20 protein-coding genes and 1 pseudogene are annotated in these 25,057 nt (G+C 71.7%); 15 read left to right on the top strand and 6 right to left on the bottom strand.

Translation table 11 applies throughout. The features are described 5' to 3' along the window. From IMZ11_RS25120 to IMZ11_RS25080, 9 genes and pseudogenes are all read left to right on the top strand, one after another. A pseudogene (locus IMZ11_RS25120) lies at positions 1-746 on the top strand (hypothetical protein); the annotation flags it as partial. Positions 747-1,157: 411 nt separating this feature from the next. After that, positions 1,158-2,636 carry an NtaA/DmoA family FMN-dependent monooxygenase gene (locus tag IMZ11_RS25115; protein WP_228644805.1) on the top strand — a complete coding sequence of 493 codons (1,479 nt, stop codon included), beginning with the start codon at positions 1,158-1,160 and terminating at the stop codon, positions 2,634-2,636. Then, positions 2,633-3,814 carry an LLM class flavin-dependent oxidoreductase gene (locus IMZ11_RS25110; protein ID WP_228644804.1) on the top strand — a complete coding sequence of 394 codons (1,182 nt, stop codon included), beginning with the start codon at positions 2,633-2,635 and terminating at the stop codon, positions 3,812-3,814. Before IMZ11_RS25115 ends, IMZ11_RS25110 begins: the two co-directional genes overlap by 4 nt. Next, positions 3,811-4,905, top strand: a complete 1,095-nt coding sequence (locus tag IMZ11_RS25105; protein WP_228644803.1) for an LLM class flavin-dependent oxidoreductase — start codon at positions 3,811-3,813, stop codon at positions 4,903-4,905. The genes IMZ11_RS25110 and IMZ11_RS25105 overlap by 4 nt, the downstream gene beginning before the upstream one ends. Beyond that, complete coding sequence (locus IMZ11_RS25100; RefSeq protein WP_228644802.1) at positions 4,902-6,206, top strand: LLM class flavin-dependent oxidoreductase; 1,305 nt, start codon at positions 4,902-4,904, stop codon at positions 6,204-6,206. Before IMZ11_RS25105 ends, IMZ11_RS25100 begins: the two co-directional genes overlap by 4 nt. Positions 6,207-6,335: 129 nt before the next feature. Continuing rightward, positions 6,336-7,964 (top strand): ABC transporter substrate-binding protein, encoded by a 1,629-nt coding sequence (locus tag IMZ11_RS25095; RefSeq protein WP_228644801.1) that lies wholly within the window; start codon positions 6,336-6,338, stop codon positions 7,962-7,964. Then, the gene (locus tag IMZ11_RS25090) at positions 7,961-8,977 is read left to right on the top strand and encodes an ABC transporter permease (protein ID WP_228644800.1); all 1,017 of its coding nucleotides are present in this window, start codon (positions 7,961-7,963) and stop codon (positions 8,975-8,977) included. Before IMZ11_RS25095 ends, IMZ11_RS25090 begins: the two co-directional genes overlap by 4 nt. Continuing rightward, positions 8,974-9,822, top strand: a complete 849-nt coding sequence (locus IMZ11_RS25085) for an ABC transporter permease (RefSeq protein WP_228644799.1) — start codon at positions 8,974-8,976, stop codon at positions 9,820-9,822. The genes IMZ11_RS25090 and IMZ11_RS25085 overlap by 4 nt, the downstream gene beginning before the upstream one ends. After that, on the top strand, positions 9,819-11,447 hold the full coding sequence (locus IMZ11_RS25080; protein ID WP_228644798.1) for an ABC transporter ATP-binding protein: 1,629 nt from the start codon (positions 9,819-9,821) through the stop codon (positions 11,445-11,447). Before IMZ11_RS25085 ends, IMZ11_RS25080 begins: the two co-directional genes overlap by 4 nt. A gap of 31 nt (positions 11,448-11,478) precedes the next feature. Here the strand turns inward: IMZ11_RS25080 and IMZ11_RS25075 are convergent, their stop codons facing one another. Beyond that, positions 11,479-12,135 carry a response regulator transcription factor gene (locus IMZ11_RS25075; protein WP_228644797.1) on the bottom strand — a complete coding sequence of 219 codons (657 nt, stop codon included), beginning with the start codon at positions 12,133-12,135 and terminating at the stop codon, positions 11,479-11,481. Then, positions 12,132-13,346 carry a sensor histidine kinase gene (locus IMZ11_RS25070; protein WP_228644796.1) on the bottom strand — a complete coding sequence of 405 codons (1,215 nt, stop codon included), beginning with the start codon at positions 13,344-13,346 and terminating at the stop codon, positions 12,132-12,134. The genes IMZ11_RS25075 and IMZ11_RS25070 overlap by 4 nt, the downstream gene beginning before the upstream one ends. 240 nt (positions 13,347-13,586) lie before the next feature. Between IMZ11_RS25070 and IMZ11_RS25065 the strand changes: the two genes are divergently transcribed. Then, a complete protein-coding gene (locus IMZ11_RS25065) occupies positions 13,587-13,997 on the top strand; it encodes a nuclear transport factor 2 family protein (RefSeq protein ID WP_228644795.1) in 411 nt (136 codons plus the stop codon). Between the two features lie 206 nt (positions 13,998-14,203). Continuing rightward, the gene (locus IMZ11_RS25060) at positions 14,204-15,670 is read left to right on the top strand and encodes a serine/threonine-protein kinase (protein ID WP_228644794.1); all 1,467 of its coding nucleotides are present in this window, start codon (positions 14,204-14,206) and stop codon (positions 15,668-15,670) included. 58 nt (positions 15,671-15,728) lie between these two features. Here the strand turns inward: IMZ11_RS25060 and IMZ11_RS25055 are convergent, their stop codons facing one another. Beyond that, the gene (locus tag IMZ11_RS25055) at positions 15,729-16,454 is read right to left on the bottom strand and encodes an FHA domain-containing protein (RefSeq protein WP_228644793.1); all 726 of its coding nucleotides are present in this window, start codon (positions 16,452-16,454) and stop codon (positions 15,729-15,731) included. 196 nt (positions 16,455-16,650) lie between these two features. Here IMZ11_RS25055 and IMZ11_RS25050 point away from each other — a divergent pair, with 196 nt between their 5' ends. Both IMZ11_RS25050 and IMZ11_RS25045 read left to right on the top strand, forming a co-directional pair. Next, positions 16,651-17,085: a hypothetical protein gene (locus IMZ11_RS25050; RefSeq protein WP_228644792.1), complete on the top strand. Its 435-nt coding sequence runs from the start codon at positions 16,651-16,653 to the stop codon at positions 17,083-17,085. A gap of 153 nt (positions 17,086-17,238) precedes the next feature. Then, the gene (locus tag IMZ11_RS25045) at positions 17,239-17,859 is read left to right on the top strand and encodes a hypothetical protein (RefSeq protein ID WP_228644791.1); all 621 of its coding nucleotides are present in this window, start codon (positions 17,239-17,241) and stop codon (positions 17,857-17,859) included. A 109-nt stretch (positions 17,860-17,968) separates the two neighbouring features. On the opposite strand, the gene IMZ11_RS25040 is transcribed toward IMZ11_RS25045, so the two are convergent. From IMZ11_RS25040 to IMZ11_RS25030, 3 genes are all read right to left on the bottom strand, one after another. Beyond that, positions 17,969-18,670: an HAD family phosphatase gene (locus IMZ11_RS25040; protein ID WP_228644790.1), complete on the bottom strand. Its 702-nt coding sequence runs from the start codon at positions 18,668-18,670 to the stop codon at positions 17,969-17,971. Between the two features lie 307 nt (positions 18,671-18,977). Next, positions 18,978-19,271: a hypothetical protein gene (locus tag IMZ11_RS25035; RefSeq protein ID WP_228644789.1), complete on the bottom strand. Its 294-nt coding sequence runs from the start codon at positions 19,269-19,271 to the stop codon at positions 18,978-18,980. 80 nt (positions 19,272-19,351) lie between these two features. Continuing rightward, positions 19,352-20,251: a carbohydrate kinase gene (locus IMZ11_RS25030; protein ID WP_228644788.1), complete on the bottom strand. Its 900-nt coding sequence runs from the start codon at positions 20,249-20,251 to the stop codon at positions 19,352-19,354. 253 nt (positions 20,252-20,504) lie between these two features. Here IMZ11_RS25030 and IMZ11_RS25025 point away from each other — a divergent pair, with 253 nt between their 5' ends. Next, complete coding sequence (locus tag IMZ11_RS25025) at positions 20,505-21,107, top strand: winged helix-turn-helix domain-containing protein (RefSeq protein WP_228644787.1); 603 nt, start codon at positions 20,505-20,507, stop codon at positions 21,105-21,107. Positions 21,108-21,174: 67 nt separating this feature from the next. Beyond that, positions 21,175-25,056 carry an ATP-dependent RNA helicase HrpA gene (gene hrpA, locus IMZ11_RS25020; protein WP_228644786.1) on the top strand — a complete coding sequence of 1,294 codons (3,882 nt, stop codon included), beginning with the start codon at positions 21,175-21,177 and terminating at the stop codon, positions 25,054-25,056. Position 25,057: the final 1 nt, after the last annotated feature.

Below are 25,057 nucleotides of genomic sequence, written 5' to 3'. Positions count from 1 at the left end.
CCTCCAGCCTCTCCGAAGCCCGGCCCGCCACCCAGGTCGAGCCGGTTCCCGGAGCCGCCGCGCCTACCACTCAGGTCGAGCCGGTTGCCGGAGCCGCCGCGGTGCCCGTCTCCGCAGGCGGGACCCCCGCTGCCTCCCGTGCGGGGACCGCCCCGGCGGCGATGCCGCGGCTGCCGCGTCAGGTACGCCGTCTTGTGGGGCTGTTCGCCGTCGACGCCTTCGCGGGGGGCTTGGTGGTACAGGCGGTGCTCGCCTGGTGGTTCGCGCACCGCTTCGGCGCCACCACGACGCAACTCGGACTGGTCTTCTTCGCCGCGAACCTGCTGCCCGCCCTCGCCCAGCTCGCCGCGCCCCTGCTGGCCGCGCGCCGTGGACTGCTCGCCGCGATGCTGGTGCCGCACTTCGTGTCCAACCTGATCCTCGCCTGTGTCGCCTTCGCCCCCGATCTGGGCAGCGCGATCACCCTGCTCCTGCTGCGCCAGACCCTGTCGAAGATCGACGTACCGGCGCGCCAGGCGTTCACGGCGGCCATCGTGCGACCGAGCGAGCGCACGGCGGCGGCCAGCATGGCCGGCATCGCCCGCAGCGTCGCCGTCTCCGTGAGCCCCGTCGTCGCCACCGCGCTGCTCACCGGGCCGCTCGGCCTCGTGGGTGCGCCCCTGCTGCTCGGTGCCGCTCTCGCCATCGGGTACGACGTGACGATCTGGCGCACCTACCGTTCGGTCCCTCTGAGCCTCGACGTCTGATCGGGTGCCGTCCCCCGGACGGCGGTGGTTCGGCGACGGGCCCGGATTCGGCGCCCGGCCGTCACGCCGCGTTCTCGTGCTCTCATGCGCTCGTGCTCTTGCAGTGCTGCCGTACGCCGTGCGCCGGTCCTTTCCGCCGGAGTCCGGATGACGACCGATCAGACCGACTGAAGCGACCAGACCGACCAGACCGACCGGAGCGACCGGACACCGGCTTGATCGACGGCACCGCCGCGTGCGTGCCGGTCGTGTCCGCGGCCTGTGCTGTCCCGGCCCGCCGTTCCCGCCGGTCGGCCTTCCGACGGGGTCAGGCGATCTTCTGAGAGGTCATGAACCGCCTGATTTCCGACCCTTGACACCTTTCCCCTTATTTCCTACTTTTTTACTAGGCATTTGCGGAGAGGAACCCATGTGACCACTTCCACCGATGCACTGCCACGCAAGCGGGTCCACCTGGCGGCGCACTTCCCCGGCGTGAACAACACCACGGTCTGGGCGGACCCCCGCTCGGGCAGCCAGATCGACTTCGCCTCCTTCGTCCACCTGGCCCGTACGGCGGAGCGCGGCAGATTCGACTTCTTCTTCCTCGCGGAAGGGCTGCGGCTGCGCGAGCTCAAGGGACGCATCCACGATCTCGACGTGGTGGGGCGCCCCGAGAGCCTCACCGTGCTGGCCGCGCTTGCCGCCGTCACCGGCCGCCTGGGGCTGGCCGGTACGGTCAACGCCACCTTCAACGAGCCGTACGAGCTGGCCAGGCGGCTGGCGACGCTCGACCACCTGAGCGAGGGCCGGGCAGCGTGGAACGTGGTGACCAGCTCCGACGCCTTCACCGGGGAGAACTTCCGGCGCGGCGGCTACCTCGACCGGGCCGACCGCTACACCCGGGCCGCCGAGTTCGTCCGGGTGTCACGCGAGTTGTGGGACTCCTGGGCGCCCGGCGACCTCGTCGCCGACCAGGAGAGCGGCCACTTCGTACGGCACGGCGACGTCGGCGCCGTCCGCCACGACGGGCCGCACTTCACCGTCGAGGGACACTTCAACGTCCCGCGCGCTCCCCAGGGCCACCCCGTGATCATCCAGGCGGGGGACTCCGACGAGGGCCGTGAGTTCGCCGCCTCGACCGCGGACGTCATCTTCAGCAGGCACGGCACGCTGGAGGAGGGCAGGGCCTTCTACACCGACGTCAAGCGCCGGTTGTCCCGCTACGGGCGCGAGCGGCACGAGTTGAAGATCATGCCGGCGGCGACCTTCGCGCTCGGCGACACCGATGAGGAGGCCGCCGAGCACGCCGCCGAGATCCGCCGCCTGCAGGTGAGCCCCCAGACGGCGATCGCCTTCCTGGAACAGATCTGGGGCAGGGACATGTCGGCGTACGACCCCGACGGGCCGTTGCCCGACGTCGAACCCGAACAGGAGGGCGGCGTCTCGCAGGGGCGGGTCCAGGTCGCCGACCGGGCCGCGGTCGCCGCCAAATGGCGGGCCGTGGCCGAGGAGAAGAACCTGACGATCCGGCAGCTCGTCATCGAGATGACCGGCCGCCAGTCGTTCGTCGGATCGCCCGCGACGGTGGCCCGGCGGATCGACGAGTTCGTCCAGGCGGACGCCGCCGACGGCTTCATCCTCGTCCCGCACCTCACCCCGGGCGGGCTGGACGACTTCGTCGACAGGGTCGTGCCGCTGCTGCAGGAACGCGGCGTGTTCCGCGCCGCCTACGAGGGCACCACGCTCCGCGATCACCTGGGACTCGCCGTGCCCGGGTCCTCACCGGAGGCCGTACCAGCCGCCACACCGGGCGACGCACCCCGCCTCGTGCCGGAAGCCGTGCCCACGGCGGTGCCCCCGGCAGTGCCCACGGCAGTACCCGCGGCCGTACCGGGAGGAGAGTCATGACGACGCCCCTGCACCTCGCCGTCGCGCTCGACGGGGCCGGCTGGCACCCGGCGGCATGGCGTGAGGAAGGCGCGCGGCCCCGCGACCTGTTCAGCGCGCGCCACTGGGCCGCCCTGGTGACGGAGGCGGAGCGCGGGCTGCTCGACTTCGTCACCATCGAGGACGCGCTCGGCCCGCAGTCCACCGCGCCCGACGGCCCGGACGGCCGGACCGACCAAGTACGCGGCCGGTTCGACGCGGTGCTTCTCGCCGCGCGGGTCGCACCGCTCACGTCGCGGATCGGGATCGTCCCGACGGCCACCACGACCCACACCGAGCCGTTCCACGTGGCGATCGGCATCGCCACTCTCGACCACGTGAGCGGCGGCCGGGCCGGCTGGCGGGCGCAGGTCTCCGGCCGGCGGGCCGAGGCCGCGCACTTCGGGCGCAGGGACTTCCCCGTGCTCGATCCGGAGCACCTGGACGATCGCCACGTCGGGGACCTCTTCGAGGAGGCCGCCGACGCGGTGGAGGTGGCCCGCCGGCTCTGGGACAGCTGGGAGGACGACGCCGAGATCCGCGATGTGGCCACCGGCCGGTTCGTCGACCGGGACCGGCTGCACTACATCGACTTCTCCGGGCGCTGGTTCACCGTCAAGGGCCCCTCGATCACGCCGCGCTCCCCGCAGGGGCAGCCGGTCGTCACCGCGCTCGCCCACGCGCGGGTGCCGTACGAGTTCGCGGCGCGGTCGGCCGACGTCGTCTACGTGACCCCGCACGACCGCGAGGAGGCGCGGCGGATCGTCGAGGAGGTGCGAGCCATTCCCCGGGACGGGGCGCCACTGAAGATCTTCGCCGATCTCGTCGTCATCCTCGGCGCCGACGCGGCCGAGGCGGCCGAGCGCGGGGCACGGCTCGACGAGCTCGCCGGAGCCGAGCTCACCTCCGATGCCGCGATCTTCACCGGTAGCGCGGGCGAACTGGCCGACCTGCTCCTCGACTGGCAGCGGGCCGGGATCCAGGGATACCGGCTGCGCCCGGCGGCGGTGCCGTACGACCTGGAGCGGATCACCCGCGAGGTGACCGCCGTGCTGCGCGGGCGGGGTGCCTTCCGCGCCGCGTACGAGGCGGGCACCCTGCGCGGGCTGCTCGGCCTGCCCCGCCCCGTGAGCCGCTACGAGGAGGCGACCACGTCGTGAAGTTCCTGGCCATCACGCTGATCGTGCACGACACCGCCGGCTCCGCAGCGTCCGGTCCGACCACGTCCACCAGGTCCGGCGCGTCCGCCGGCTCCGGCACGTCCACCACGGAACGGTTCCGCGAGGTGGTCGACAACGCCGTGCTCGCCGAGGAACTCGGGTTCGACGGCTTCGGCGTGGGCGAGCGGCACGAGCGTCCCTTCATCTCCTCGTCGCCGCCGGTGGTGCTCAGCCACATCGCCGCGAAGACGTCCGAGATCCGGCTGTTCACCGCCGTCACCACGCTCAGCCTGCTCGACCCGGTCCGGGCGTACGAGGACTACGCCACGCTCGACCACCTCTCCGGCGGGCGCCTGGAACTGATCATCGGCAAGGGCAACGGGACCGCGCAGGCGCAGCTCTTCCACGTCACCCCCGAGGACCAGTGGGAGCGCAACCGCGAAGGATACGAGCTGTTCCGACGGCTCTGGCGCGAGGACAGGGTCACCTGGGACGGGCGGTTCAGGCCGTCGCTGACCGACGCGGAAACCTGGCCGCGCCCGCTCCAGCGGCCGGTCCGCGTCTGGCACGGCAGCGCCACCAGCAAGGAGTCCGTCGACCTCGCCGCGAGGTACGGCGACCCGCTGTTCTCCGCGAACGTCACCAATCCCATCGACCCGTACGGCGAGCTGATCGACCACTACCGGGAACGCTGGGCGCACTACGGGCACGACCCCGCCGACGCCCTGGTCGGCGCGGGGACCGCCGGGCTCCACGTCGCGCGGACCTCGCAGGAGGCGATCGAGACCTACCGGCCGATCTTCGCCGCGCGCCAGGAGACGTTCAGGAGGCACGGCGTCCCCCCGGTGTTCCACTCGCTGGAGGACGCGATCGAGCGCGGTTCCCTCCTGGTCGGCAGCCCGCAGCAGATCATCGACAAAGTTCACCGCTACCACGATCGGTTCGGTCATGAGGTGATGCATGTGCAGGCCGACGCCGACGGCCTGCCTCCCGCACGGCACCGGGCCTCGCTTGAGCTGTTCCAGGCGGAGATCGCCCCGGTGCTGCGCAAGGAGATCCCCAGCAGACCCTTCCCCGGGAGGCTGTCATGACCGTTCCGCTCTCCATCCTCGACCTGTCGCCGGTTCCCTCCGGAGGCGGCGTCGCCGACGCGCTGCGCAACACCGTCGACCTCGCCCGCCGGGCCGAGGAACTCGGCTACCGCCGGTTCTGGGTGGCCGAGCACCACTTCGCCACGGGGGTGGCCGGCTCGGCACCCGCCGTGCTCGTCGGCCTGATCGCCGCCGCGACGCGCCGGATCAGGGTCGGTTCCGGCGCGGTGCTGCTCGGGCACCAGACGCCGGCGGCCGTGGTCGAGCAGTTCGGCCTCGTCGACGCGCTGCACCCCGGGAGGATCGACCTCGGCATCGGCCGGTCCGGCCGCCGCCGTGAGGAGTTCGCCGCCCGCGAGTCCGCGTCCGGCCGCGACTCCGCCTCCACAGCCGAGTCCGCGTCCGGCCGCGACTCCGCCTCCACAGCCGAGTCCGTGACCACGGCCGAGTCCGCACCCGAGTCCGCACCCGAGTCCGGATCCGCGTCCAGGGCCGAGTCCGCAACCGAGACCGGATCCGCGTCCACGTCCGGCCCCGATCAGCCGGCCGACCGGGGACCGGCCGGGTGGCGCACCGTCGACGGACTGCTGATCCCGGCGCCGTTCTCCTACGCCGAACTGGCCCGCTCACCCGAGCTGGCCTTCCAGGAGTCCCTGCTCCAGCAGCCCGGCGCGTCGACCCCCGACTTCGCCGAGCAGGTGGACGACATCATCGCGTTCCTTCGCGGGACCTACCGCTCCGCCGACGGTCTGACCGCGCACGCCGTACCCGGCGAGGGAGCAGACCTGGCGCTGTGGATCCTCGGCAGCAGCGCCGGGCAGAGCGCCCGGCTCGCGGGGAAGCTGGGCCTGCCGTTCGCCGCGAACTACCACGTCAGCCCGGCCACGGTGCTGGAGGCGGTGGAGGCGTACCGGGACGCGTTCACGCCGTCGCAGGTGCTGGCCGAGCCGTACGTGCTCGTCTCCGCGGACGCGGTCGTCGCGCCGGACGACGCGACGGCACGCGAGCTGGCCAAGCCGTACGCGCTGTGGGTGCATCGCATCCGCACCGCCAAGGGCGCCCCGCCGTACCCCACTCCGGCCGAGGCCGACGCCTTCCCCTGGACCGCGTGGGACAGGGCGCTGGTCGCGGACCGGGTCGAGACCCAGTTCGTCGGCTCGCCGGAGACCGTCGTCGCGGGACTGCGGGTGCTCCGGCGGGCGACCGGAGCCGACGAGGTCCTCGTCACCACGATCACCCACGGGCACGCCGACCGGGTGCGCTCGTACGAACTGCTCGCCGCCGCGTGGGAGAACGGGTGACCCTGGCCCGCGGGCGGCGGCGTCGGCGTGGCGCCGGGCAGGCGCTGAACGGGCGTTGAGCCGGCGCCGAATAGGCGCCGTACGGAGCGGCGGGGCCATGTCCCGGCGGAAAGACCAGGAGGCGTACCAGTGAAGCTGACCAGAAGCGGACTTTCTCTGATATTGCTCATCGCCCTGACCGCGTGCGGCTCCTCGGAGGGGACCACAGGCGAGGTGTCCGGGAAGGCGTCCGGCGGCGGCTCGCTGACCTGGGCGATCGAGACGCAGCCGATCACCTTCAACCCCCAGCTGTGGGCGCAGAACAAGGCCAGGCTGCTGGTGTTCAACCAGTTCGACGCGCTGGTGGCCCGGGGCGCGGACGGCGGGTTCGTCCCCTGGCTGGCGAAGTCGTGGAAGATCTCCGCCGACCGGCTGACGTACACCTTCGAGCTGCGGGACGACGTGACCTTCCACGACGGGACGAGGTTCGACGCGGCGGCGGTGAAGGCCAACCTCGACCAGTTCCTGGTGCCCGGATACAACCCGGCGGTGGCCGCGATCCAGTTGCACGCGTTCGACCTGGCGGAGGTGGTGTCCCCGACCACATTGAAGATCACCCTGAAGGAGCCGGACGGGTTGTTCCTCGACTTCCTCTCCTCGCCCCTCGGCGGGCAGGTGTCCCCGAAGTCCCTGAAATCCGCCAAGGACCTCAAGGCGGGCGGTGCCGACGTGGTCGGCACCGGACCGTTCATCCTCGACCGGTACGTCCAGGGGCAGGAAGTGCACTACCGGCGCAACCCCGCCTACCACTGGGCGCCGGAAGGAGCCGCCCACCAGGGGCCCGCGTACCTGTCCGAGGTGACCTACCGTTTCCTCTCCGAGGCGGCCGTACGCGTCGGGGCGCTCACCTCCGGGCAGGTGCAGGTGATCGAGGGCGTCCCGGCCACCGAGGTCGCCCTGGTCAAGGCGGATCCGGGCCTCACCTTCCAGTCCGCGCTCAACTCCGGCACGTCGTTCTCGTACTACTTCAACGCCTCGCGGCCGCCGTTCGACGACGAGCGGGTACGGCGGGCCTTCCGGGAGGCCGTCGACCTCGACACGGTCCTCGCCTCCGTCTACCGGGGGACCGCGACGCGGGCGTGGAGCGTCGTCGCCCGGACCAGCCCGTTCTACGACCCGTCCCTGGAGAAGACCTACGGAGGAGACGCGGCGAAGGCGAACGCCCTCCTCGACGCGGCCGGATGGACCACGCGGGACGCGGAGGGCTACCGGGTCAAGGACGGCAAGCGGCTCACCGCGCGCACCGTGGCCTCCGCGCCGTTCGTGCGGGACCGCCGCGACATCCTCGCCCAGGCCATCCAGGCCCAGGTGAAGCAGACCGCCGGCATCGACTTCCAGGTCAAGATCGTGGATCAGGGAACCGCCCAGAAGGCGCTCGACGACAACGAGTACGAGGTCTTCGAGAACTCGCGCGGCGACTCCGACGTGGGAGCCGCGCTCAACCTCATCCTTCCGGAGGGCGCGGCCATCAACCGCACCCGCTTCCACGATCCCGAGACGGAGAAGCTGCTCGCGCGGGCGTCGGCCAGCTCCGACACCGCGGAGAGGAAGAAGCTCTACGGCCAGGTCCAGCGGGCGGTGGTGTCCGACCACGCGATCGTCTTCCCGATCTACGTCCCCGCCGACCAGATCGCCGCGCGCGCGACCGTGCAGGGGCTCGGCTTCGACCCCGTGGCGGGCACCCCGCGCAGCGCGTACGACGTCCGGGTCGGCACATGACCGCCACCCGGACGCCGGAGGCCGCGGCCGGGCCGGTGGCGCCGCCCCCGCCCGGCCCGGCGGCCCGCCGGTTCGGCCCGGCGCTCCGGTGGCTCGGACCGGTGGCGCGCCGGGCGGGCTCCGGGCTGGCGGTCCTGTGGGCGGCCGCGACCGCCGCCTACGGCGCGCTGCGGCTGGCCCCCGGTGACACCGTGGACATCCTGATCGGGGAGGGGGCCGACACCCCCGGGATCCGGGCGCAGATCATCCGCGAATGGGGGCTCGACCGGCCCGAGATCGTCCAGTACCTCGGCTATCTGGGCCGCCTCCTCCACGGCGACCTCGGCCGTTCCTACCAGCTCCAGCGGGGAGTCGGCGACATCCTCGCCACCCAGGTGGGCCCGACCGTGCGGCTCACCCTCGCCGCGGCCGCGACCGGCGTCCTGCTCGCCGTCGCCGTCGCACTGGCGACGGCGGGCAGGGCGCGCCGGCTGCGCCGTGCGGCCTCGGCGGCGGAACTGGTGTCGGTGTCGGTCCCGCCGTTCGTGATCGGCATCCTGCTGCTCACCGTCTTCTCGTTCACGCTCGGCTGGTTCCCCGTCTCCGGCGCGGGGGATCCGACGGCGCTCGTCCTCCCGGCCCTGGCCCTCGGCCTCCCCATCGCCGGAGTGCTCGGCCAGGTGCTCCGCGAAGGACTGGAGCGCGCGCTGGAACAGCCCTTCGCCCTCACCGCGCGGTCGCGCGGGCTCACCGAGCGGGCGCTCGTCGCCAGGCACGCCCTCCGCCACGCGCTGCTCCCCGCGGTGACGCTCGTCGGCTGGTTCACCGGCGTGCTGCTCGGCGGGGCCGTCATCATCGAGGCGCTCTTCGGCCGCCCCGGCCTCGGCCAGGTGACGATGCTGGCCGTCACCGGGAAGGACATGCCTGTCGTCATGGCCGTCGTCATCCTCTCCGCAGTCGTCTACGTCGCGGTCAGCACCCTGCTCGACCTCGCCTACCGGCTCATCGACCCCCGGCTGAGGAGCGTGCGATGACCACCGCCGCGGTCGCCGCCGCCGTGACCCGCGGGCCCTACCGGCCGCACCCCGGGGCGGTCCTCGCCGGACTCTTCCTCACCCTGCTCGCCGTCGCCGTCGTCGCACCCGGCCTGGTCACGGACGTGGACCCGCTCGCGGCCGATCCGCTGCGCGCCCTGGCGCCGCCCGGCCCGGAGCACTGGCTCGGCACCGACCACCTGGGCCGGGACGTGCTCGCCCGGATCGTGTACGGCGCGCGGCACTCGCTCAGCATCGGGGTCCTGGCCACCGGCCTCGCCGTGACCGCGGGCGTGCTGCTCGGGCTGGCCGCCGGACTGTCACACCGGTGGGTGGACGAGGCGCTGGCCCGCTCCTTCGACGTGCTGTCCACCTTCCCCGAACTGCTGCTCGCCCTGCTCGTCATCGCGATCACCGGCCCCGGGACCGGAAACGTGATCCTGGCGATCGGCATCGCCCAGATCCCGAACTACGCTCGCGTGATCCGGGCCCAGACCTTCGTCGTACGGCGGGCCGGATACGTCGAGCAGGCGGTGACCTCGGGGCTGCCCCACGCCGCGATCACCGCGCGCCACGTGCTGCCGAACGTGCTCGGCCCGATCCCCGTGCTCGCCACCATCGGGCTCGGGCAGGGCGTCATCGCCGCCTCCGGCCTCAGCTTCCTCGGCATGGGACCGCAGCCGCCCGCCGCCGAATGGGGCGCGATGCTCTCCGAGGCCCGCAACTATCTCCGGGTCGCCTGGTGGGAGGCGCTGTTCCCCGGCATGGCGATCACGTTGACCGTCGTCTGCCTGACCGTGATCGGCCGGCGCCTGCAGCGCCGCTTCGAGGGGAGGACCCCATGACGGAGCCGGTGAGCGTCCGGACGGCGGTACGCGTGGCGAGCGAACCGCTGGTGGCCGTCGAGGAGCTGCGCGTCTCCTTCCCCTCCGCCGGAGTGGAGGCCGTACGCGGTGTGTCGCTGTCCGTCGCCCCGGGGGAGTGCGTGGCCGTCGTCGGCGAGTCCGGCTCGGGCAAGAGCGTGACCGCGCGCTCCCTGCTCGGGCTGGCCGGGCAGGGGGCGGTGGTGCGGGCGTCCCGTTTCACGATGGCGGGCCGGGACGCGCTGGGCTTCGGCCCGCGTGACTGGCGGCGGCTCCGCGGACGGTTCGCCGGGCTGGTCCTGCAGGACGCGCTCGTCTCGCTCGATCCGCTGCGCACCGTCGGGGACGAGATCGCCGAGGTGCTCGCCGTCCACGACGTCGTGCCCCGGCCCGGCCGTAAGGCCCGGGTTCTCGAACTCCTCGCCACCGTGGGGATCCCCGATCCCGAGATCCGGGCCGGGCAGTACCCGCATGAGCTCTCCGGGGGGCTGCGGCAGCGCGCGCTGATCGCCTCGGCCGTCGCGGCCGACCCCGAACTGATCATCGCGGACGAGCCGACCACCGCGCTCGACGTCACCGTGCAGGCGCAGATCCTCCGGCTGCTCGCCGACCGCAAGGCCGCGGGCACGGCGGTGCTGCTGATCAGCCACGACCTGGCCGTGGTCGCGTCGCTCGCCGACCGCGTCCTCGTCATGAAGGACGGGCTCGTCGTCGAGGAGGGGCACACCGAGCGTGTGCTGTCGTCGCCCGGCCACGAGTACACCCGGTCCCTGCTGGCGGCCGTGCCCTCGGCCTCGTCCAGGGGCACCCGGCTGTCCGCCCCGGCCGTGCCGCTGCCCGAGCGGACGCCGGGCCACGCGCCGGAGGTCCTCGCCGCGACGGACCTGTCCCTCTCGTACGGCTCCCGCCGCGCGGTGGACGGCGTCTCCTTCACCCTCCACCGGGGCGAGACCCTCGGCGTCGTGGGGGAGTCGGGATCGGGCAAGACGACACTGGCCCGGCTCGCCCTCGGCCTGCTCGACCCCGGATCGGGCGAGGTGCGCCTGCACGGCCGGCGCTGGAGCGGCGTCCGCGAACGGCGGCGCCGCCCCCGGCGTCCGGCGATCCAGCTGATCTCGCAGAACGCGCTGGAGTCGTTCGACCCCCGCCACACCGTCGGCCGCCTGGTCGCCGAACCGCTGCACGGCCTTCCCCGGCGAGAGCGCCGGGCCCGCGCCCTGGAGCTTTTGGAACGCGTCGGCCTGGCCCCCGGCCTCGCCGCCCGCCATCCCCGGGAGCTGTCCGGCGGCCAGCGCCAGCGGGTCGCCATCGCCAGGGCGCTCGGCCCCCGGCCCGACGTCCTCGTCTGCGACGAGCCGGTCTCGGCGCTCGACGTGTCGATCCAGGCCCAGGTCCTGGACCTGCTGGCCGAGATCCAGGCGGAGGACGGCACCGCCCTGCTGTTCGTCTCCCACGATCTCGGGGTCGTCCACCACATCAGCGACCGGGTGCTGGTCATGAAGGACGGGCGCGCCGTGGAGGAGGGCGACGTGGACGACGTCTTCTTCCTGCCCCGGCACCCGTACACGCGGGACCTCGTCGCCGCCGTCCCCCGGCTCCCGACCTGACCCCGACCACCCTGCCGGTCCGCCAAGGCTCTCAGGAACGGGGGGTGACCAGGCCGGACTCGTAGGCGAGGACGACGAGCTGGGCGCGGTCGCGCGCGTGCAGTTTGATCATCGCGCGGCTGACATGGGTCTTCGCGGTCGTCGGACTGATCACCATATGGGCGGCGATCTCGTCGTTGGACATGCCGCGGGCGACCAGCGCGACCACCTCACGCTCGCGATTGGTGAGGACGTCCAGTTCCCTGGGGGCGGACTCCGGACGGCGTGAGACGAACTCGCCGATCAGCCTGCGCGTGATGGCGGGGGAGAGCAACGCGTCCCCGCGCGCGGCGACCCGGACTCCGTGCAGGAGGTCTCCGGGCTCGGTGTCCTTGACCATGAATCCGGCCGCGCCCGCGCGCAGCGCGTTGACGACGTACTCGTCCAACCCGTAATTGGTCAGGATCACCACATGGACCCCGGCCAGCGCCGGGTCGGCGGCGATCCGCCGGGTGGCCTCGATGCCGTCCATCACCGGCATCTGGATGTCGACGAGGGCGACGTCCGGGAGGTGCCGTGCGGCCAGCGCGACCGCCTGTTCCCCGTCGGCGGCCTCGGCGACCACCTCGATGTCGTCCTCGGCCTGCAGCAGGGCCCGAAACCCCGCGCGGATGAGGGTCTGGTCGTCGGCGAGCAGCACGCGGATCATGATTCTCCCGCCTCGTGATCCACGGCGTGATCAGCGGATTTCCCGCTCCCCACGCTGAGCATCCGATCCTCCGTGGGCAACTCGGCGCGTACGGTGAACCCGCCTTCGGGGCGCGGTCCGGCGCGCAGCACGCCTCCGAGGGCGGCGACCCGCTCGCGCATGCCGATCAGGCCGACGCCCGATACCGGAGAGGTCCCGGGTGCCGCCCGCCCGTCATCGTCGACCTGGACCAACACGCCATCCGGCAGATAGTCGACGCGTACCGTGGCCGACGCCGCTCCGGCATGCCGGCTGACGTTGGTGAGGGCCTCCTGCACGATCCGGTACGCGGCGCGATCGACCTCGGAGGAGAGCGCACGCACCGGCCCGGCGACCGTGACGGCGACGGGCAACCCGGTGGAGCGGGCCCGTTCCACCAGGTCGGCGAGCTGGTCGACCCCGCTGCCGGACGGCTGGTCGCCGGAGTCGCGCAGCACCTCCAGCGTCGCGCGGAGCTCCCGCATCGCCTCGCCGCTGGCCTCCTGGATCGCCAGCAATGTCGCGGGCACCTCCTCCCCGCGCTTCCGGGCGAGATGGATGGCCACGCCGGCCTGCACCTTGATGACGGAGATGCTGTGGGTGAGCGAGTCGTGGAGTTCGCGGGCGATCCGCAGCCGCTCCTCCCCGGCCCGGCGCAAGGCCGCCTCCTCGCGGGTCCGCTCGGCCTCGGCGGCGCGCTGTTCGGCCTGCTGAAGGTAGGCGTGGCGATGCCGCGACACCGTGCCCGCCACCCCGGCTGCGACGAACCAGCCGACCAGCAGGCCCGTGCGCTCGACGAACTGCTGCTGCGCGGGCTGCCCGGCGGCGGACGCCACCCCGGCCGCGAGGATGCCGCCCAGATAAACGATGCCCGCGGCCGCCGCCAGAGTCCGATGCCCCGACCTGGCCGCGCCGAAGACCGTGATCAGTACGGGGAACGCCGCGGAGGGCCCGGGGTCCGTGCGCAGGGAGTAGACGAGCATGCAGGCCGTGGTGACGAGCAGGGCGACGACAGGAGCCCTGCGACACGCGGCGAGTGCCAGCGAACCGACCAGCACCACCACGTAGTCCACGGGGCGAGGCTGGGGTCCGGACGCCGGTGCGGCCAGTGCTCCGATCACCTGCACCCCGGCGACGGCGCACGCCAGCCCCACGTCCGGCGCGTACGAGCGCCACCCGTGAACGATCCTCATCCCGCGCACAGTAGACCAGGTCGCTGCTCCGACACCTCCTACGGTGAGAGGAGAGCTCCGCTACTCCGGTCGGCGTACAACCCCGGCCGCCCGCGCCGAGGAGAGGAGCCGCGGAGCCTCCCTCCGTACGACGACGCGGGAACGCCCGGACGGCGAGCATTGCCGAGAACCGGGAGCGTTCTCATGGACCGGTAGGTCTCCCCGTCTTCCCCGATCGCCCGTGACGCCAAAAGGAGCCAGATGACCCCGGAAACCGATTCGACCCCCGACTCTGATATGACGCGTGAGCAGCGTTTCACCGCTTTCCTTACCTCTCTTCCGAAGGAGCTGGCCTTCGGGGACGAGGACCCGAGGGAGGTGATCGATCGCTACTACACGCCAGACTTCGTCTACGAGAACGACGGGATCTCCCTCGACCGCGACCGCCTTGTCGCACACGTCCGGCCCGCGCGGAAGAACGCGCAGGGCCTCCGCATCGAGGTGCACGAGAAGGTGCTGAGCGGCAACCGGGCCGCGGCCCGGTACACCCTGCACGCGACCCTGCGGAAGGGCAAGGTCGTGATCACGCAGGTCTACCTGTTCGCGCGGTTCGCCCCGGACGGGCGGCTGTGCCGGATTGACGCGATCACGCGGGACCTGCCCGCGGCGTAGCGGTGACCGTACGGCGAAGCCGCCGCCCGCGCGCCCGCATCGGAGACAGCGTGCGCGGGAGCGGCTCGGCGGGCGTTCCCGGCGTTCCCGGCGTTCCTGACGTTTCCTCGAATTCGAAGATCCTCAGCGGTTAGCATGGCGGTGCGCGCTGACCATTCGCACTGACTGGGCGCTGACAAAGTGACGTCGAGAAGGCGGGACGCCACGTGGATACAGAGGGCTGGGCGGTCAGCGTACCGACGGGGTACCGCGTCGGCGACTGGCAGGTGACCAGGCCCATCGCCTCCGGCAGCTGGGCCAGCGTGTACGAGGGGCGGCCGGTGACCGGCGACGCGGCGCCGGTGGCGTTGAAGTTCCTCCCCACCGGCACCGTCACCCGCCGCCAGCTGCGCCACCTGCGGGACATGACCCAGCGGGAGATCCGGCTGCACCACACGCTCCAGCACCCGCGCATCGTCCGGGTCACGGAGACACTCGTCGTGGACGATGTGAACGACCCGGACCTCGACGGAGCCTGCGTCCTCGTCATGGAACTCGCCGAGAGGTCCCTGGCCGACCTGCTCCGCGCCGGAACGCCGGGCACGCCCGTTCCGGACGCGCCAAGGCTGATCATCGAGATCTGCGAGGGGCTGGCGCACCTGCACGCCGAAGGCTGGTTGCACGGCGACCTCAAGCCGAGCAACGTGCTCGTCATGGCCGACGGCTCGATCCGGCTCGCCGACTTCGGCCTGGCCACGGAGATCGACGGGACCCACGGCTACCTCCCCCCGGCCGGTTCGGTCGATCACGTGCCCCCGGAGCGCTGGGGCGAGCCGCTGACCGAACGCGGCTACGCCGTACGGACCTCGGCCGACATCTGGGCGCTGGGCGTGACGGCCTGCCAGCTGCTCACCGGCCATCTGCCCTTCAACGCCCCCACGGCACGCGCCCGGTACGTCGCCGCCGCGGAGTACGCGGCCGGGGAGCGGCCCCTCTCGTTCCCCGCCACCCTGCCCGACGCCTGGCGCTCCTGGATCGGCGACTGCCTGTCGCCCCGGCCGAGGTCCCGGCCCGAGGCGGCGCGTCAGCTGCACCGCGCCCGCCTGCTGGCCGGTACCGTACGCGTTCCGAGCCGGAGAAGGCATCGCGCCGTCATGGGCTTGGCGGCCGCGGCGCTCCTCACGCTGGCGGCCGGTACGGGGGCGACGCCGACGCACGGTCCGGCCGATCCGTACGCACGCTGGCTGCGTACCGACTCCGACATCCCGCGCGAATATCGCGCCCTGATCGTCCAGGCCGGCACCATGTGCGACGAGCCCGGCCTCACCCCGGCGCTCGTCGCCGCCATCCTGAAAACGGAGAGCGGCTTCGACCCGCACCTGTCCGATCCCACCAAGGACGAGTACGGCATCGCGCGGTGGACGCCGTCGGTGCTTCGGTACTACCTTCCGCCGGACAGGAGGGGCGAGATACTCACGCCTCCGCTGTCCCCCGAGGACTCCATCCCCGCCGTCGGCCGCTACCTGTGCGTACGGCTGCCGCTGCTGGCCGGGGTGCCCGGCGACCACGGCCTGCTGGGGGCGGCGGCGTTCCGCTCGTCCGACGATGTGATCCGCGAGGAGAAGGGAGTTCCGGCCCGTTTCCAGCCGTACGTGGAGCGTGTCCGCCGGTACCGCGCCGCCTACAAGCCGTGAGAAGCGCCGGGCCGTCGGGCAGTGCTCAGCTGTCGGGTGCTCAGCCGTCGACTAGCGCTCAGCCGTCGAGCAGCGCCAGGTGCTCTTCGGTGACCAGGTCGAACCGGAGCGCGACGGACACCAGGGCGGCCCGCTGCCAGTCGGCCTTCCGCGAGTCGGACGCCTCCTTCACGCGCAGTTTCGTCCGGGCCAGATAGTCGATGTGGAAGTTGACCGCGGGCCGGGTCAGCTCGGCGCCTTCGGGGACATGCCGCAGGCGCTCCAGCACCTCGGGAACCGTCGGGATGACCGACGACGAGCAGTCCCGCAGGCGGGGCTCGCAGAGCGCGACCAGCACCAGGAAGTACTTCGCCGACTCGTCCACGGCGAACGCCGACAACGTGGGCTCACCGGCGGTGCTCTCCGGTGCGTCGAAGTCGATGTAGCTGTGCTGGGAGGCGAAGACCAGGAACGAGCACGACCCTTCGGCGACGGGCAGCACCACGCGGGCGAACTCGAACGGCACCGGCGCGGCGGCCCTGCCGGGGGCCACCTTGAGGAACTCGCCGCCGCCTTCGGGGTTCTCGACCACGAGGGTGGCGGCGCGGCTGAGGTTGGTCAGCAGCCAGTAGTCGTCCACGGCCCTGATCACACCGGCCCGGCGCGAGACGCCCGGATGGCGCAGTGGGAAGTCGACGGGGGCGGACAGGTCGCCGCGACCGAAGCTGATCTCACGTCCGGGAGGGATCTCCAGAGTGGAGGATCCAGGGCCGGGAGACTCGACTTGCAGGAGGATCGTCCGCATTCTTCTGGATCCTCCGAGGGGATGACGACGACACCCTTGAATCTTCGAGGTTAGCAAAATCGGGATCGCGTCCGACGATGTCGATGCCGGGGAACGCGGACGTGACGCGGAACATCCGTCGAATCGACATCAGTGGACTCCGGCTCATCGGAACTCCGGCGTACGCCGGAGGAACCGCCGGAGTAAGGGGGAAGCGATGTTCTCTGTACGAGCGAGAACCGGGGGAGCGGCGGCGGGGGCCACGACGGCGCTCCTGGCACTGATCGGTGCGCCGGCCGCCCAGGCCGCCTCGGCGTCCACGGCCGCACCGCCCGCGATGTCCACAGCCTCGGTCGTCCTCCCGATGGGGGCGTCCTGCGGCGGTATCACCAACCCGTGCGGGATCGTCTACAACCGGACCGGCGCCACGCTGCAGCTGAGCCGGGACGCCAACAGCCACTTCACCTGTGGCGCGATCGGCCCCTACCGCGACCTCCCCAGTGGGAAGAACTCCAACGCGTACGGTTCCACCCACTGGCCCGACGTCGACTGCGTACGGTCACGCACCATGTGGATCGTCACCAACGGCCGGGTCTACCCGCCGGGGGAGTGGATCAGGATCTGGACCTCGAAGTGGTTCTACGCCGCCTGACGACGCATCATGGATGGCTGATGTCGGCCAGACGAGGGACGTGATGTGGTGAGGGGGACCCCGGCACCGGCCGTGAGCCCGGCGGCGGGCTTGGCAACACGCTCGGCGGCGGGTTCGGTAGCGGCGTCGGCGGCCGGTTCGATGGTGGGGCCGGTGCCGGACGGGGGACCGGAGCCCGCCGTGGTGGCGGTGCCGGACGGGGGACCGGTCGTTCCGATGTCGGCGTCGAGCCTGACGGCGGAGGCGGCCGCCACCGTCGAGCGGTTGCTCGACCGCCCCGCCCGGGCGGGGCGCACCCGCGTCCTGGCCGTCGAGGGACGGTCGGGAGCGGGCAAGTCCACCATCGCCACGGCGCTCGCGGCCGAGTGGACCATGCCCGTCGTCCGGATGGACGATCTCTATCCGGGCTGGGACGGCCTGCTCGGCGGCGTCGACGCGCTCGTGGAATGGGTCCTGCGGCCGCTCAGTCTGGGGCGTCCCGCGCGGTGGCGGCGCTATGACTGGGCCGCGGGAGACTACGCCGAATGGCACGAGGAGCCCGAAACGGGGGCGCTTCTCGTTGAGGGCGTCGGCTGTGGTTCCAGCGGCGCCGCTCCGTTCCTGAGCGGCCTGATCTGGGTCGAGGCCGCCGACGACGTCCGCAGGTCACGGGCCCTGGCCCGGGACGGCGACGTCTACCTTCCCCACTGGACCCGCTGGGCCGACCAGGAGGAGCGGTTCTACGCCGCCCACGACGTCCGCGCCCGCGCCGACCTGATGATCGTCACCGGCTGAACAGGAGCCCCGCAAAGGAGAGGAACGCGGCTCAGCGGCTGTGCCGGTCGGGACGCCGAGTGGTCGGGACATCGGTGGTCGGACACTGAGCCGTCGGACGTCGGGCGGGTCACCGGCTCTGGCGTACGCCGAGTTCGTCGAGGCGGTTGAGCATGTCGGCGGGGTCGGCGTACACCCGGAACGCTCCGGCGCGCTCCAGTTCGTCCCTGCCGTACCCGCCGGACAGCAGGCCGATCCCGAGCGAGCCGGCGCGGCGCGCGGCGAGCAGGTCCCAGACGCTGTCGCCGACCACCATCGCGGATCGGGGCTCGATGTCCAGGAGGGCGGCACCGGCGAGGAACAGGTCGGGGTCGGGCTTGGCCCGCCGCACCAGGTCGCGGGTGACCATGGGCGTGTCCTCCGGCAGTTGGAGCATGTCGAGCGCCCGCCGGGCGGTCGCGGCGTACCCGCTGGTGGCGATAGCCCAGGGCACCCCGCGTTCGGTCAGCTCGGAGAGCAGCGAGATGGCCCCCGGCAGTGGCTTCACCGAGTCGATCTGCTCGGTGTAGGCGGCGGCGTGCGCGTGCTGAAGGTCGTCGATCTGTTCCTGGGTCAGCGACAGGCCGGTCTCGCGCAGCAGCGCGGTGACGAAGAGCCCTCCGCTCATGCCGATGCGCCGGTGGATCCGCCAGACCGACAGGTCGATGCCGAGCCCGGCCAGCGCGGACCGCCACGCGATGACGTGCTGGTACACGCTGTCGATCAGAGTGCCGTCGAGGTCGAAGAGGAACGCCGGATTGGCCGGTTCGGGATAACGGAGGTCAGTGCTCACCGGCCCATTCTTCCCCGTGGTCCGCCACGAGCCGTAAAGGAGTGCCCCAGTACGGCGATGCCCGCGGCCGCAGGGACCGCGGGTTCGGGACCGTCGCCGCAGCCCTGCTCACGCGGGAAGGCGACGAGCCCGGGGTACCGGGAAGCGCGATCTGAAGCGGTAGGACTCGCGCCGTCCGAAGCCCTCGGAGAAGGCCGCCTGAGCGAGGCCGCTGAGACGCCCGAATCTGGAAAAATCCGGAAAGGTCGGAAACGCGACCAATACAGGAAAGCGGTAGGACGGGATCCCGGTGCGGACGATCAGCGCATCACACGCCCGCGCGTGAAGGGGTGCGCATGGCCTGCTGCTGGGTCTCCTGCCAATCGGCCATCTCGCTCTGCTTCATCTCGCGCATCTCCTCGATGCGGAGCGCGATCCCTATGCCGAAGAACGTGGGTGCCCACTCGCCGACGAAGATCCCCCAGCGGTCGGCCCGATCCTGGCCCGCGGCTTCGTAGTTCCTCGACACGAACCACGACGCGGCCGCGAGGCCGATCGAGGCCAGTCCGGCCGCGTACATCATGCCGGAGCGCAGGCCCATCCTGTGGAGTGTGCTGATCATGTTCCCCCCTGGTGGTGGTTTCCCCCCTCTAGCGTTACCCTCCGTAATCGCACACAATCCGGATGTTACTGATCAAACAGCTACAAACCGGCGTCCACCTCGGCGCGTGACGGCGGCGCCGCGCCCTCGCGCGTGCAGGTCAGCGCGGCGGCGCGGACCGCGTAGCGCAGGGACTCCGCGAGCGGCATGCCGCGGTCCATCGTCCCGTGCAGGAAAGCGCCGGTGAAGGCGTCTCCGGCTCCCACCGTGTCCACCACGCGTACGGCGACGCCGTCCGCCGTAACCGGGGGACCGTCGCAGCTCAGCGCCACGGCCCCGGCGGCGCCTCTCGTCACGAGGACGAGATCGAGGCCGTGCTCGGCGAGCCACGCGCGGGCCGTGTCGAGCGGGTCGCGTTCCGGGTGGAGCCAGGCGAGGTCCTCCTCGCTGGCCTTGACGACGTGCGCCACCCGGAGCCACGCCTCGACCTGCTCCAGGTACGGCTCCCGCCCGGGAAGGACGGCGGGTCGCACGTTGACGTCGTAGACCACCGTGACCGCGTCGCGATGCCTGGCCGCCCACGTGCGGAGGACGGCCGCGCCGGGCGGTACGACCGAGGCCAGCGAGCCGACGTGCAGCGCGCGCGTGCCGGGCGGGAGCGACCCGGGCAGTTCGCCGGGAGTCCACTGCCAGTCGGCGGTCTTCTCCATGGAGAACCGGAAGTCGGCGGAGCCGTGCTCGTCGAGGTCGACCACGGCGAGGGTCGTCGGCTCGGTCGCCTCGACGGCGAGGCCGAGGTCCACGCCGTTCGCGGTCAGGTGGTCGCGCAGCCGCCGTCCGAATCCGTCCCGTGACAGCCGGCACAGCAGGCGTACCGGGGTGCCCAGGCGTGCGACGGCCACGGCCGTGTTCGCCGGGCCGCCTCCCGGCACGGCGCGCCAGGTGTCCTCGGCGCCGGTGGGGACGAGGTCGACGAGGGCCTCGCCGCATACGATGATCACGTTTTCCTCCCGGTCGTCACGGTCGTCTTCCCGGTGGTCCTCGCGTCGCAGTCTGGCAGCGGACGGCCGCGACCGCTAATGCCATAATTTCCTACCTGGACGCCATGGAATTTCGATGCCATGATGACCGCATGAGATCACGGCGAGTACTGACCGAGCGTCGTCACATCGACCTGCTCCGGGTCTGCGGCGCCGCCTGTTGATCACCGGTTCCACAGAATCCGGTACGTCACCAGGTTGAAGGAGAAAGGCAATGTCGCAGGCGGAGATCATCGACCTCGTCACCCGAGATCCGGTCCAGGAGCCGATCGGGAAGGACGAGGGCACCGTCCTCAGCGTCGTCCCCATCCCGGGGGTCGAGGCCGCGCTCATCATCGTCGGGCACGTCGTCCCGCTGGCGCGGGCGAAGGACGCGCGGCGCGTCCCGGGCGTCCCCCCGTCCGGGCAACCGGCCATGGCCTCCCAGGCCGTCCATCCCTCCCAGGCCGTCCATCCCTCCCAGGCCGTCCAAGCCATCCGCTCCGTACCCACCGCACAGACCGCACGGCACGCGGGCGACTTCGGGGCGGACGAGTTCGTCGTCGACCGCGCGGCCCGGCTCGTCCGGGTGGGCGGCGAGGACATCGAGCTCACCTACCGCGAGTTCGAGCTGCTCGACTACCTGTGCGCCGCACCCGGGCGCGTCTACAACCGCCGCCAGATCCTGGCCGCCGTGTGGGACAGGTACGGCGACGAGAGCGCACGCACGGTCGACGTCCACATCCTGCGGATACGCAGGAAGCTGGGCCGCCACGCGGGGCGCATCGTCACGGTCAGGAACGTCGGTTACAAGTACCAGCCGGCCCGTCCGGCCTGAGCCGTCGATCATTGGCACGTAATCCGGTGGCGGAGACATACCTGGTCTTACCTATGCTTACGGCGGGATGAAAACTTCGCTCGCCGATCTGCAGGGCAGCCTGCCTGACCTGATGCTGCGCGACCAGCGCAGGCTCCGCCGGCGCATCGACGGCATGCGCAAGATACGGGACGGCAAGGCACGCCAGGCCGTGGCCGCCGAGATCGCCGCCGACATCGAGGCCGCCGAGCTCCGGGTCGCGGCCAGGCGTGACGCCGTACCCACGATCACCTATCCGCCGCAGCTGCCGGTCAGCCGGCGCAAGGACGACCTGCTGGAGGCCATCCGCGACAACCAGGTCGTCATCGTCGCGGGTGAGACCGGCTCCGGCAAGACCACCCAGCTGCCCAAGATCTGTCTGGAGCTCGGCCGCGGCGTGCACGGCCTGATCGGCCACACCCAGCCGCGGCGGATCGCGGCCCGCACCGTGGCCGAGCGCATCGCCGAGGAGCTGTCGATCCCCCTCGGCGACGCGGTCGGCTACAAGGTGCGCTTCACCGACCACTCCAGCGACGGCACCCTGGTCAAGCTGATGACCGACGGCATCCTGCTCGCGGAGATGCAGACCGACCCGCTGCTCCTGCGCTACGACACGCTCATCATCGACGAGGCCCACGAACGCAGCCTCAACATCGACTTCATCCTCGGCTACGTCAAACAGCTGCTGCCCAGACGGCCGGACCTCAAGGTCGTCATCACCTCCGCCACGATCGACCCCGAGCGGTTCGCGCGACACTTCGGCTCCGCCGCCGGCGACGCGCCGATCGTCGAGGTCTCCGGCCGCACCTACCCCGTCGAGGTACGGCACCGCCCGGTCGAGGAGGACGACGACCAGACCCAGGCCATCGTCAACGCGGTCGACGAGCTGTGCGCCGAGGGCCCCGGGGACATCCTCGTCTTCCTCAGCGGCGAGCGGGAGATCCGCGACACCGCCGACGCGCTGAAGGGCCGCCAGGAGGAGGTCCTCCCGCTGTACGCCCGGCTTTCGGCGGCCGAGCAGCACCGCGTGTTCCAGCAGCACCGCGGCCGCAGGATCGTCCTCGCCACCAACGTGGCCGAGACCTCCCTCACGGTCCCCGGCATCAAGTACGTCATCGACCCCGGCACCGCGCGCATCTCCCGCTACAGCCACCGGCTCAAGGTGCAGCGGCTGCCCATCGAGCCGATCTCGCAGGCGAGCGCCAACCAGCGCAAGGGACGCTGCGGCCGCACCTCCGACGGCATCTGCATCCGGCTCTACTCGGAGGACGACTTCCTCGGCAGGCCCGAGTTCACCGATCCGGAGATCCTCCGTACCAACCTGGCGTCGGTCATCCTCCAGATGACCTCGCTCGGGCTGGGCGACATCGCGGCCTTCCCGTTCGTCGAGCCGCCGGACAGCCGCCAGATCAAGGACGGCGTCAACCTGCTGCACGAGCTCGGCGCCCTCGACGCCAAGGGGCTGACCCCGGTCGGCCGCAAGATCGCGCAGCTTCCCGTGGACCCCCGGCTGGCCCGCATGGTCCTCGAAGCCGACAAGAACGGCTGCGTACGCGAGGTCATGATCATCACGGCCGCGCTGTCCATCCAGGACCCGCGCGAGCGCCCGGCCGACAAGCAGCAGGCGGCGGACGAGAAGCACCGCAGGTTCGCCGACAAGGAATCCGACTTCGTCACCTACCTGAACCTGTGGAAGTACGTCAGGGAGCAGCAGCGGGAGCTGTCCTCCAGCGCGTTCCGCCGGCTCTGCCGCGCGGAGTTCCTCAACTACCTGCGCGTACGCGAGTGGCAGGACATCGACAGCCAGCTTCGCCAGGTCGCCAAGAACCTCGGCGTCGTCCTCAACAGCGTGGACGCCGACCCTCAGCGGGTGCACGTCTCACTGCTGTCCGGGCTGCTCTCGCACATCGGCGTCAAGGACGTCGAGTCGAAGGGCGCGCGCAAGCAGGACGGCCCGCGCCGCCCCATCACGGAGTACATCGGCGCGAGGAACGCCCGCTTCGCGATCTTCCCGGGGTCGGCGCTGGCCAGGACGCAGCCGCAGTGGGTGATGTCGGCCGAGCTGGTGGAGACCTCGCGGCTCTGGGCCAGGGTCAACGCCAAGATCGAGCCGGGCTGGGTCGAGCCGCTCGCCCAGCACCTGGTCAAACGCACCTACAGCGAGCCCCACTGGGAGAAGGACCAGGCCGCCGTCGTGGCCCTGGAGAAGGTCACCCTGTACGGCGTGCCGATCGTGACCGAGCGCAAGGTCAACTACGGCAGGATCGACCCGGAGCTGAGCCGCGAGCTGTTCATCCGGCACGCGCTCGTCGAAGGCGACTGGCGGACCCACCACAAGTTCTTCCACGAGAACCGCAAGCTGCTCCAGGAGGTCGAGCAGCTTGAGGAGAAGGCCCGCCGCCGCGACATCCTGGTCGACGACGAGACGCTGTTCGACTTCTACGACCAGCGGATCCCGGCCGATGTCGTCTCCGGGCGCCACTTCGACAGCTGGTGGAAGAAGACCGCCCCCGCCAAGCCCGACCTGCTCACGTTCTCACCCGAGATGCTGGTCAACGAGAGCGCGGACGTCAGCGCAGGGGACTACCCCGACGCGTGGTGGCAGAGCGGCCAGCGCATGCGCCTCACCTACCAGTTCGAGCCGGGCACCGACGCCGACGGCGTCACCGTGCACGTCCCCCTCGCCGTGCTCAACCAGGTCGACTCGGCCGGGTTCGACTGGCAGATCCCCGGGCTGCGCGAGGACCTCGTCACCGCGCTGATCAGGTCGCTGCCCAAGCACCTGCGGCGCAACTTCGTGCCCGCCCCCAACTACGCGAAGGCCGTACTCGAGCGGGTGTCCTCCGCGACGCAGGAGAGCGGAGCCCCGGCGGAGGCGCTACTCGACGTGCTGGAGCGGGAGCTGCACCGGATGACCGGCGTGACCATCCCGCGTGACGCCTGGGCCCCCGACCAGGTGCCCGACCACCTGCGCATCACGTACCGCGTGATCGACGACAGGAAGCACGCCATCGCCGAGGACAAGGACCTCGACGGGCTGAAGCGGCGGCTCGCGCCCAAGCTCCGCGCGACCCTGTCCAAGGCGGCCGACGACCTGGAACGCACCGGCCTGCGCGAGTGGACCATCGGCACGCTGCCCCAGGTGTTCGAGCAGGGCAGGATGAGGGCCTACCCCGCGCTCGTCGACGAGAAGGACGGCGTCGCGGTGCGGATGTTCGAGACCCAGGCCGAACAGCGACGCGCCATGTGGGACGGCACCCGCCGCCTGCTCCTGCTGGGCTCGGTCAACCCGGCCAAGGCCATCCTGCGCGGGCTCACCACGGCGCAGAAGCTGGCGCTCAGCCGCAGCCCGCACGGAGGCGCCGCCGAACTGTTCGACGACTGCGCGGCCTGCGCCGCCGACCGGCTGATCACCCAGGCCGGCGGTCCGGCGTGGGACGCCGCCGGGTTCGGGCGGCTGCACGACCACGTGCGCGCCGGGCTGTACGACACCACCGAGGACGTCGTCGGCAAGGTGGAGCGGGTCCTGGCGACCTGGCACGCCGTGCAGAACTCCATCGCCGGCCCGGCGGACGCGGTCGCCGACATCAGGGAACAGCTCGACGGGCTGATCAACCCCGGGTTCGTCACCGCGACCGGATATGCCCGGCTGACCGACCTGCACCGCTATCTGCGCGCGGTCGAGCGCCGCCTGCAGAAGCTGCCGGACGACCCCTACCGCGACCGCGAGTGGATGCACAAGGTCCACGACGTCGAGGACGACTACCGCGACCTGCTCGACCGGATGAAACCGATGGAGCGGGACGCGCCGGCCGTACGCGAGATCCGCTGGATGATCGAGGAACTGCGGGTCAGCTTCTTCGCCCAGCAACTCGGGACGCCGTCCCCGATCTCGGAGAAGCGCATCCGCAAGGCGATGGACCAGTTGTGAC

The sequence above is a fragment of the Microtetraspora sp. AC03309 genome (assembly GCF_020826795.1).
Lineage (GTDB): Bacteria > Actinomycetota > Actinomycetes > Streptosporangiales > Streptosporangiaceae > Microtetraspora > Microtetraspora glauca.
The sequence above is the reverse complement of the archived record's forward strand: the minus strand, read 5'-3'. Positions and strand labels throughout refer to the sequence as shown.

Excerpts from the sequence above, each read along its gene's own strand:
- IMZ11_RS25075 (WP_228644797.1), bottom strand. The coding sequence starts at position 12,135 with ATGATCCGCGTGCTGCTCGCCGACGACCAGACCCTCATCCGCGCGGGG.
- IMZ11_RS25080 (WP_228644798.1), top strand. The coding sequence starts at position 9,819 with ATGACGGAGCCGGTGAGCGTCCGGACGGCGGTACGCGTGGCGAGCGAA.
- IMZ11_RS25035 (WP_228644789.1), bottom strand. The coding sequence starts at position 19,271 with ATGATCAGCACACTCCACAGGATGGGCCTGCGCTCCGGCATGATGTAC.
- IMZ11_RS25055 (WP_228644793.1), bottom strand. The coding sequence starts at position 16,454 with ATGCGGACGATCCTCCTGCAAGTCGAGTCTCCCGGCCCTGGATCCTCC.
- IMZ11_RS25090 (WP_228644800.1), top strand. The coding sequence starts at position 7,961 with ATGACCGCCACCCGGACGCCGGAGGCCGCGGCCGGGCCGGTGGCGCCG.
- IMZ11_RS25050 (WP_228644792.1), top strand. The coding sequence starts at position 16,651 with ATGTTCTCTGTACGAGCGAGAACCGGGGGAGCGGCGGCGGGGGCCACG.
- IMZ11_RS25085 (WP_228644799.1), top strand. The coding sequence starts at position 8,974 with ATGACCACCGCCGCGGTCGCCGCCGCCGTGACCCGCGGGCCCTACCGG.
- IMZ11_RS25065 (WP_228644795.1), top strand. The coding sequence starts at position 13,587 with ATGACCCCGGAAACCGATTCGACCCCCGACTCTGATATGACGCGTGAG.
- IMZ11_RS25110 (WP_228644804.1), top strand. The coding sequence starts at position 2,633 with ATGACGACGCCCCTGCACCTCGCCGTCGCGCTCGACGGGGCCGGCTGG.
- hrpA (WP_228644786.1), top strand. The coding sequence starts at position 21,175 with ATGAAAACTTCGCTCGCCGATCTGCAGGGCAGCCTGCCTGACCTGATG.
- IMZ11_RS25025 (WP_228644787.1), top strand. The coding sequence starts at position 20,505 with ATGTCGCAGGCGGAGATCATCGACCTCGTCACCCGAGATCCGGTCCAG.
- IMZ11_RS25100 (WP_228644802.1), top strand. The coding sequence starts at position 4,902 with ATGACCGTTCCGCTCTCCATCCTCGACCTGTCGCCGGTTCCCTCCGGA.
- IMZ11_RS25070 (WP_228644796.1), bottom strand. The coding sequence starts at position 13,346 with ATGAGGATCGTTCACGGGTGGCGCTCGTACGCGCCGGACGTGGGGCTG.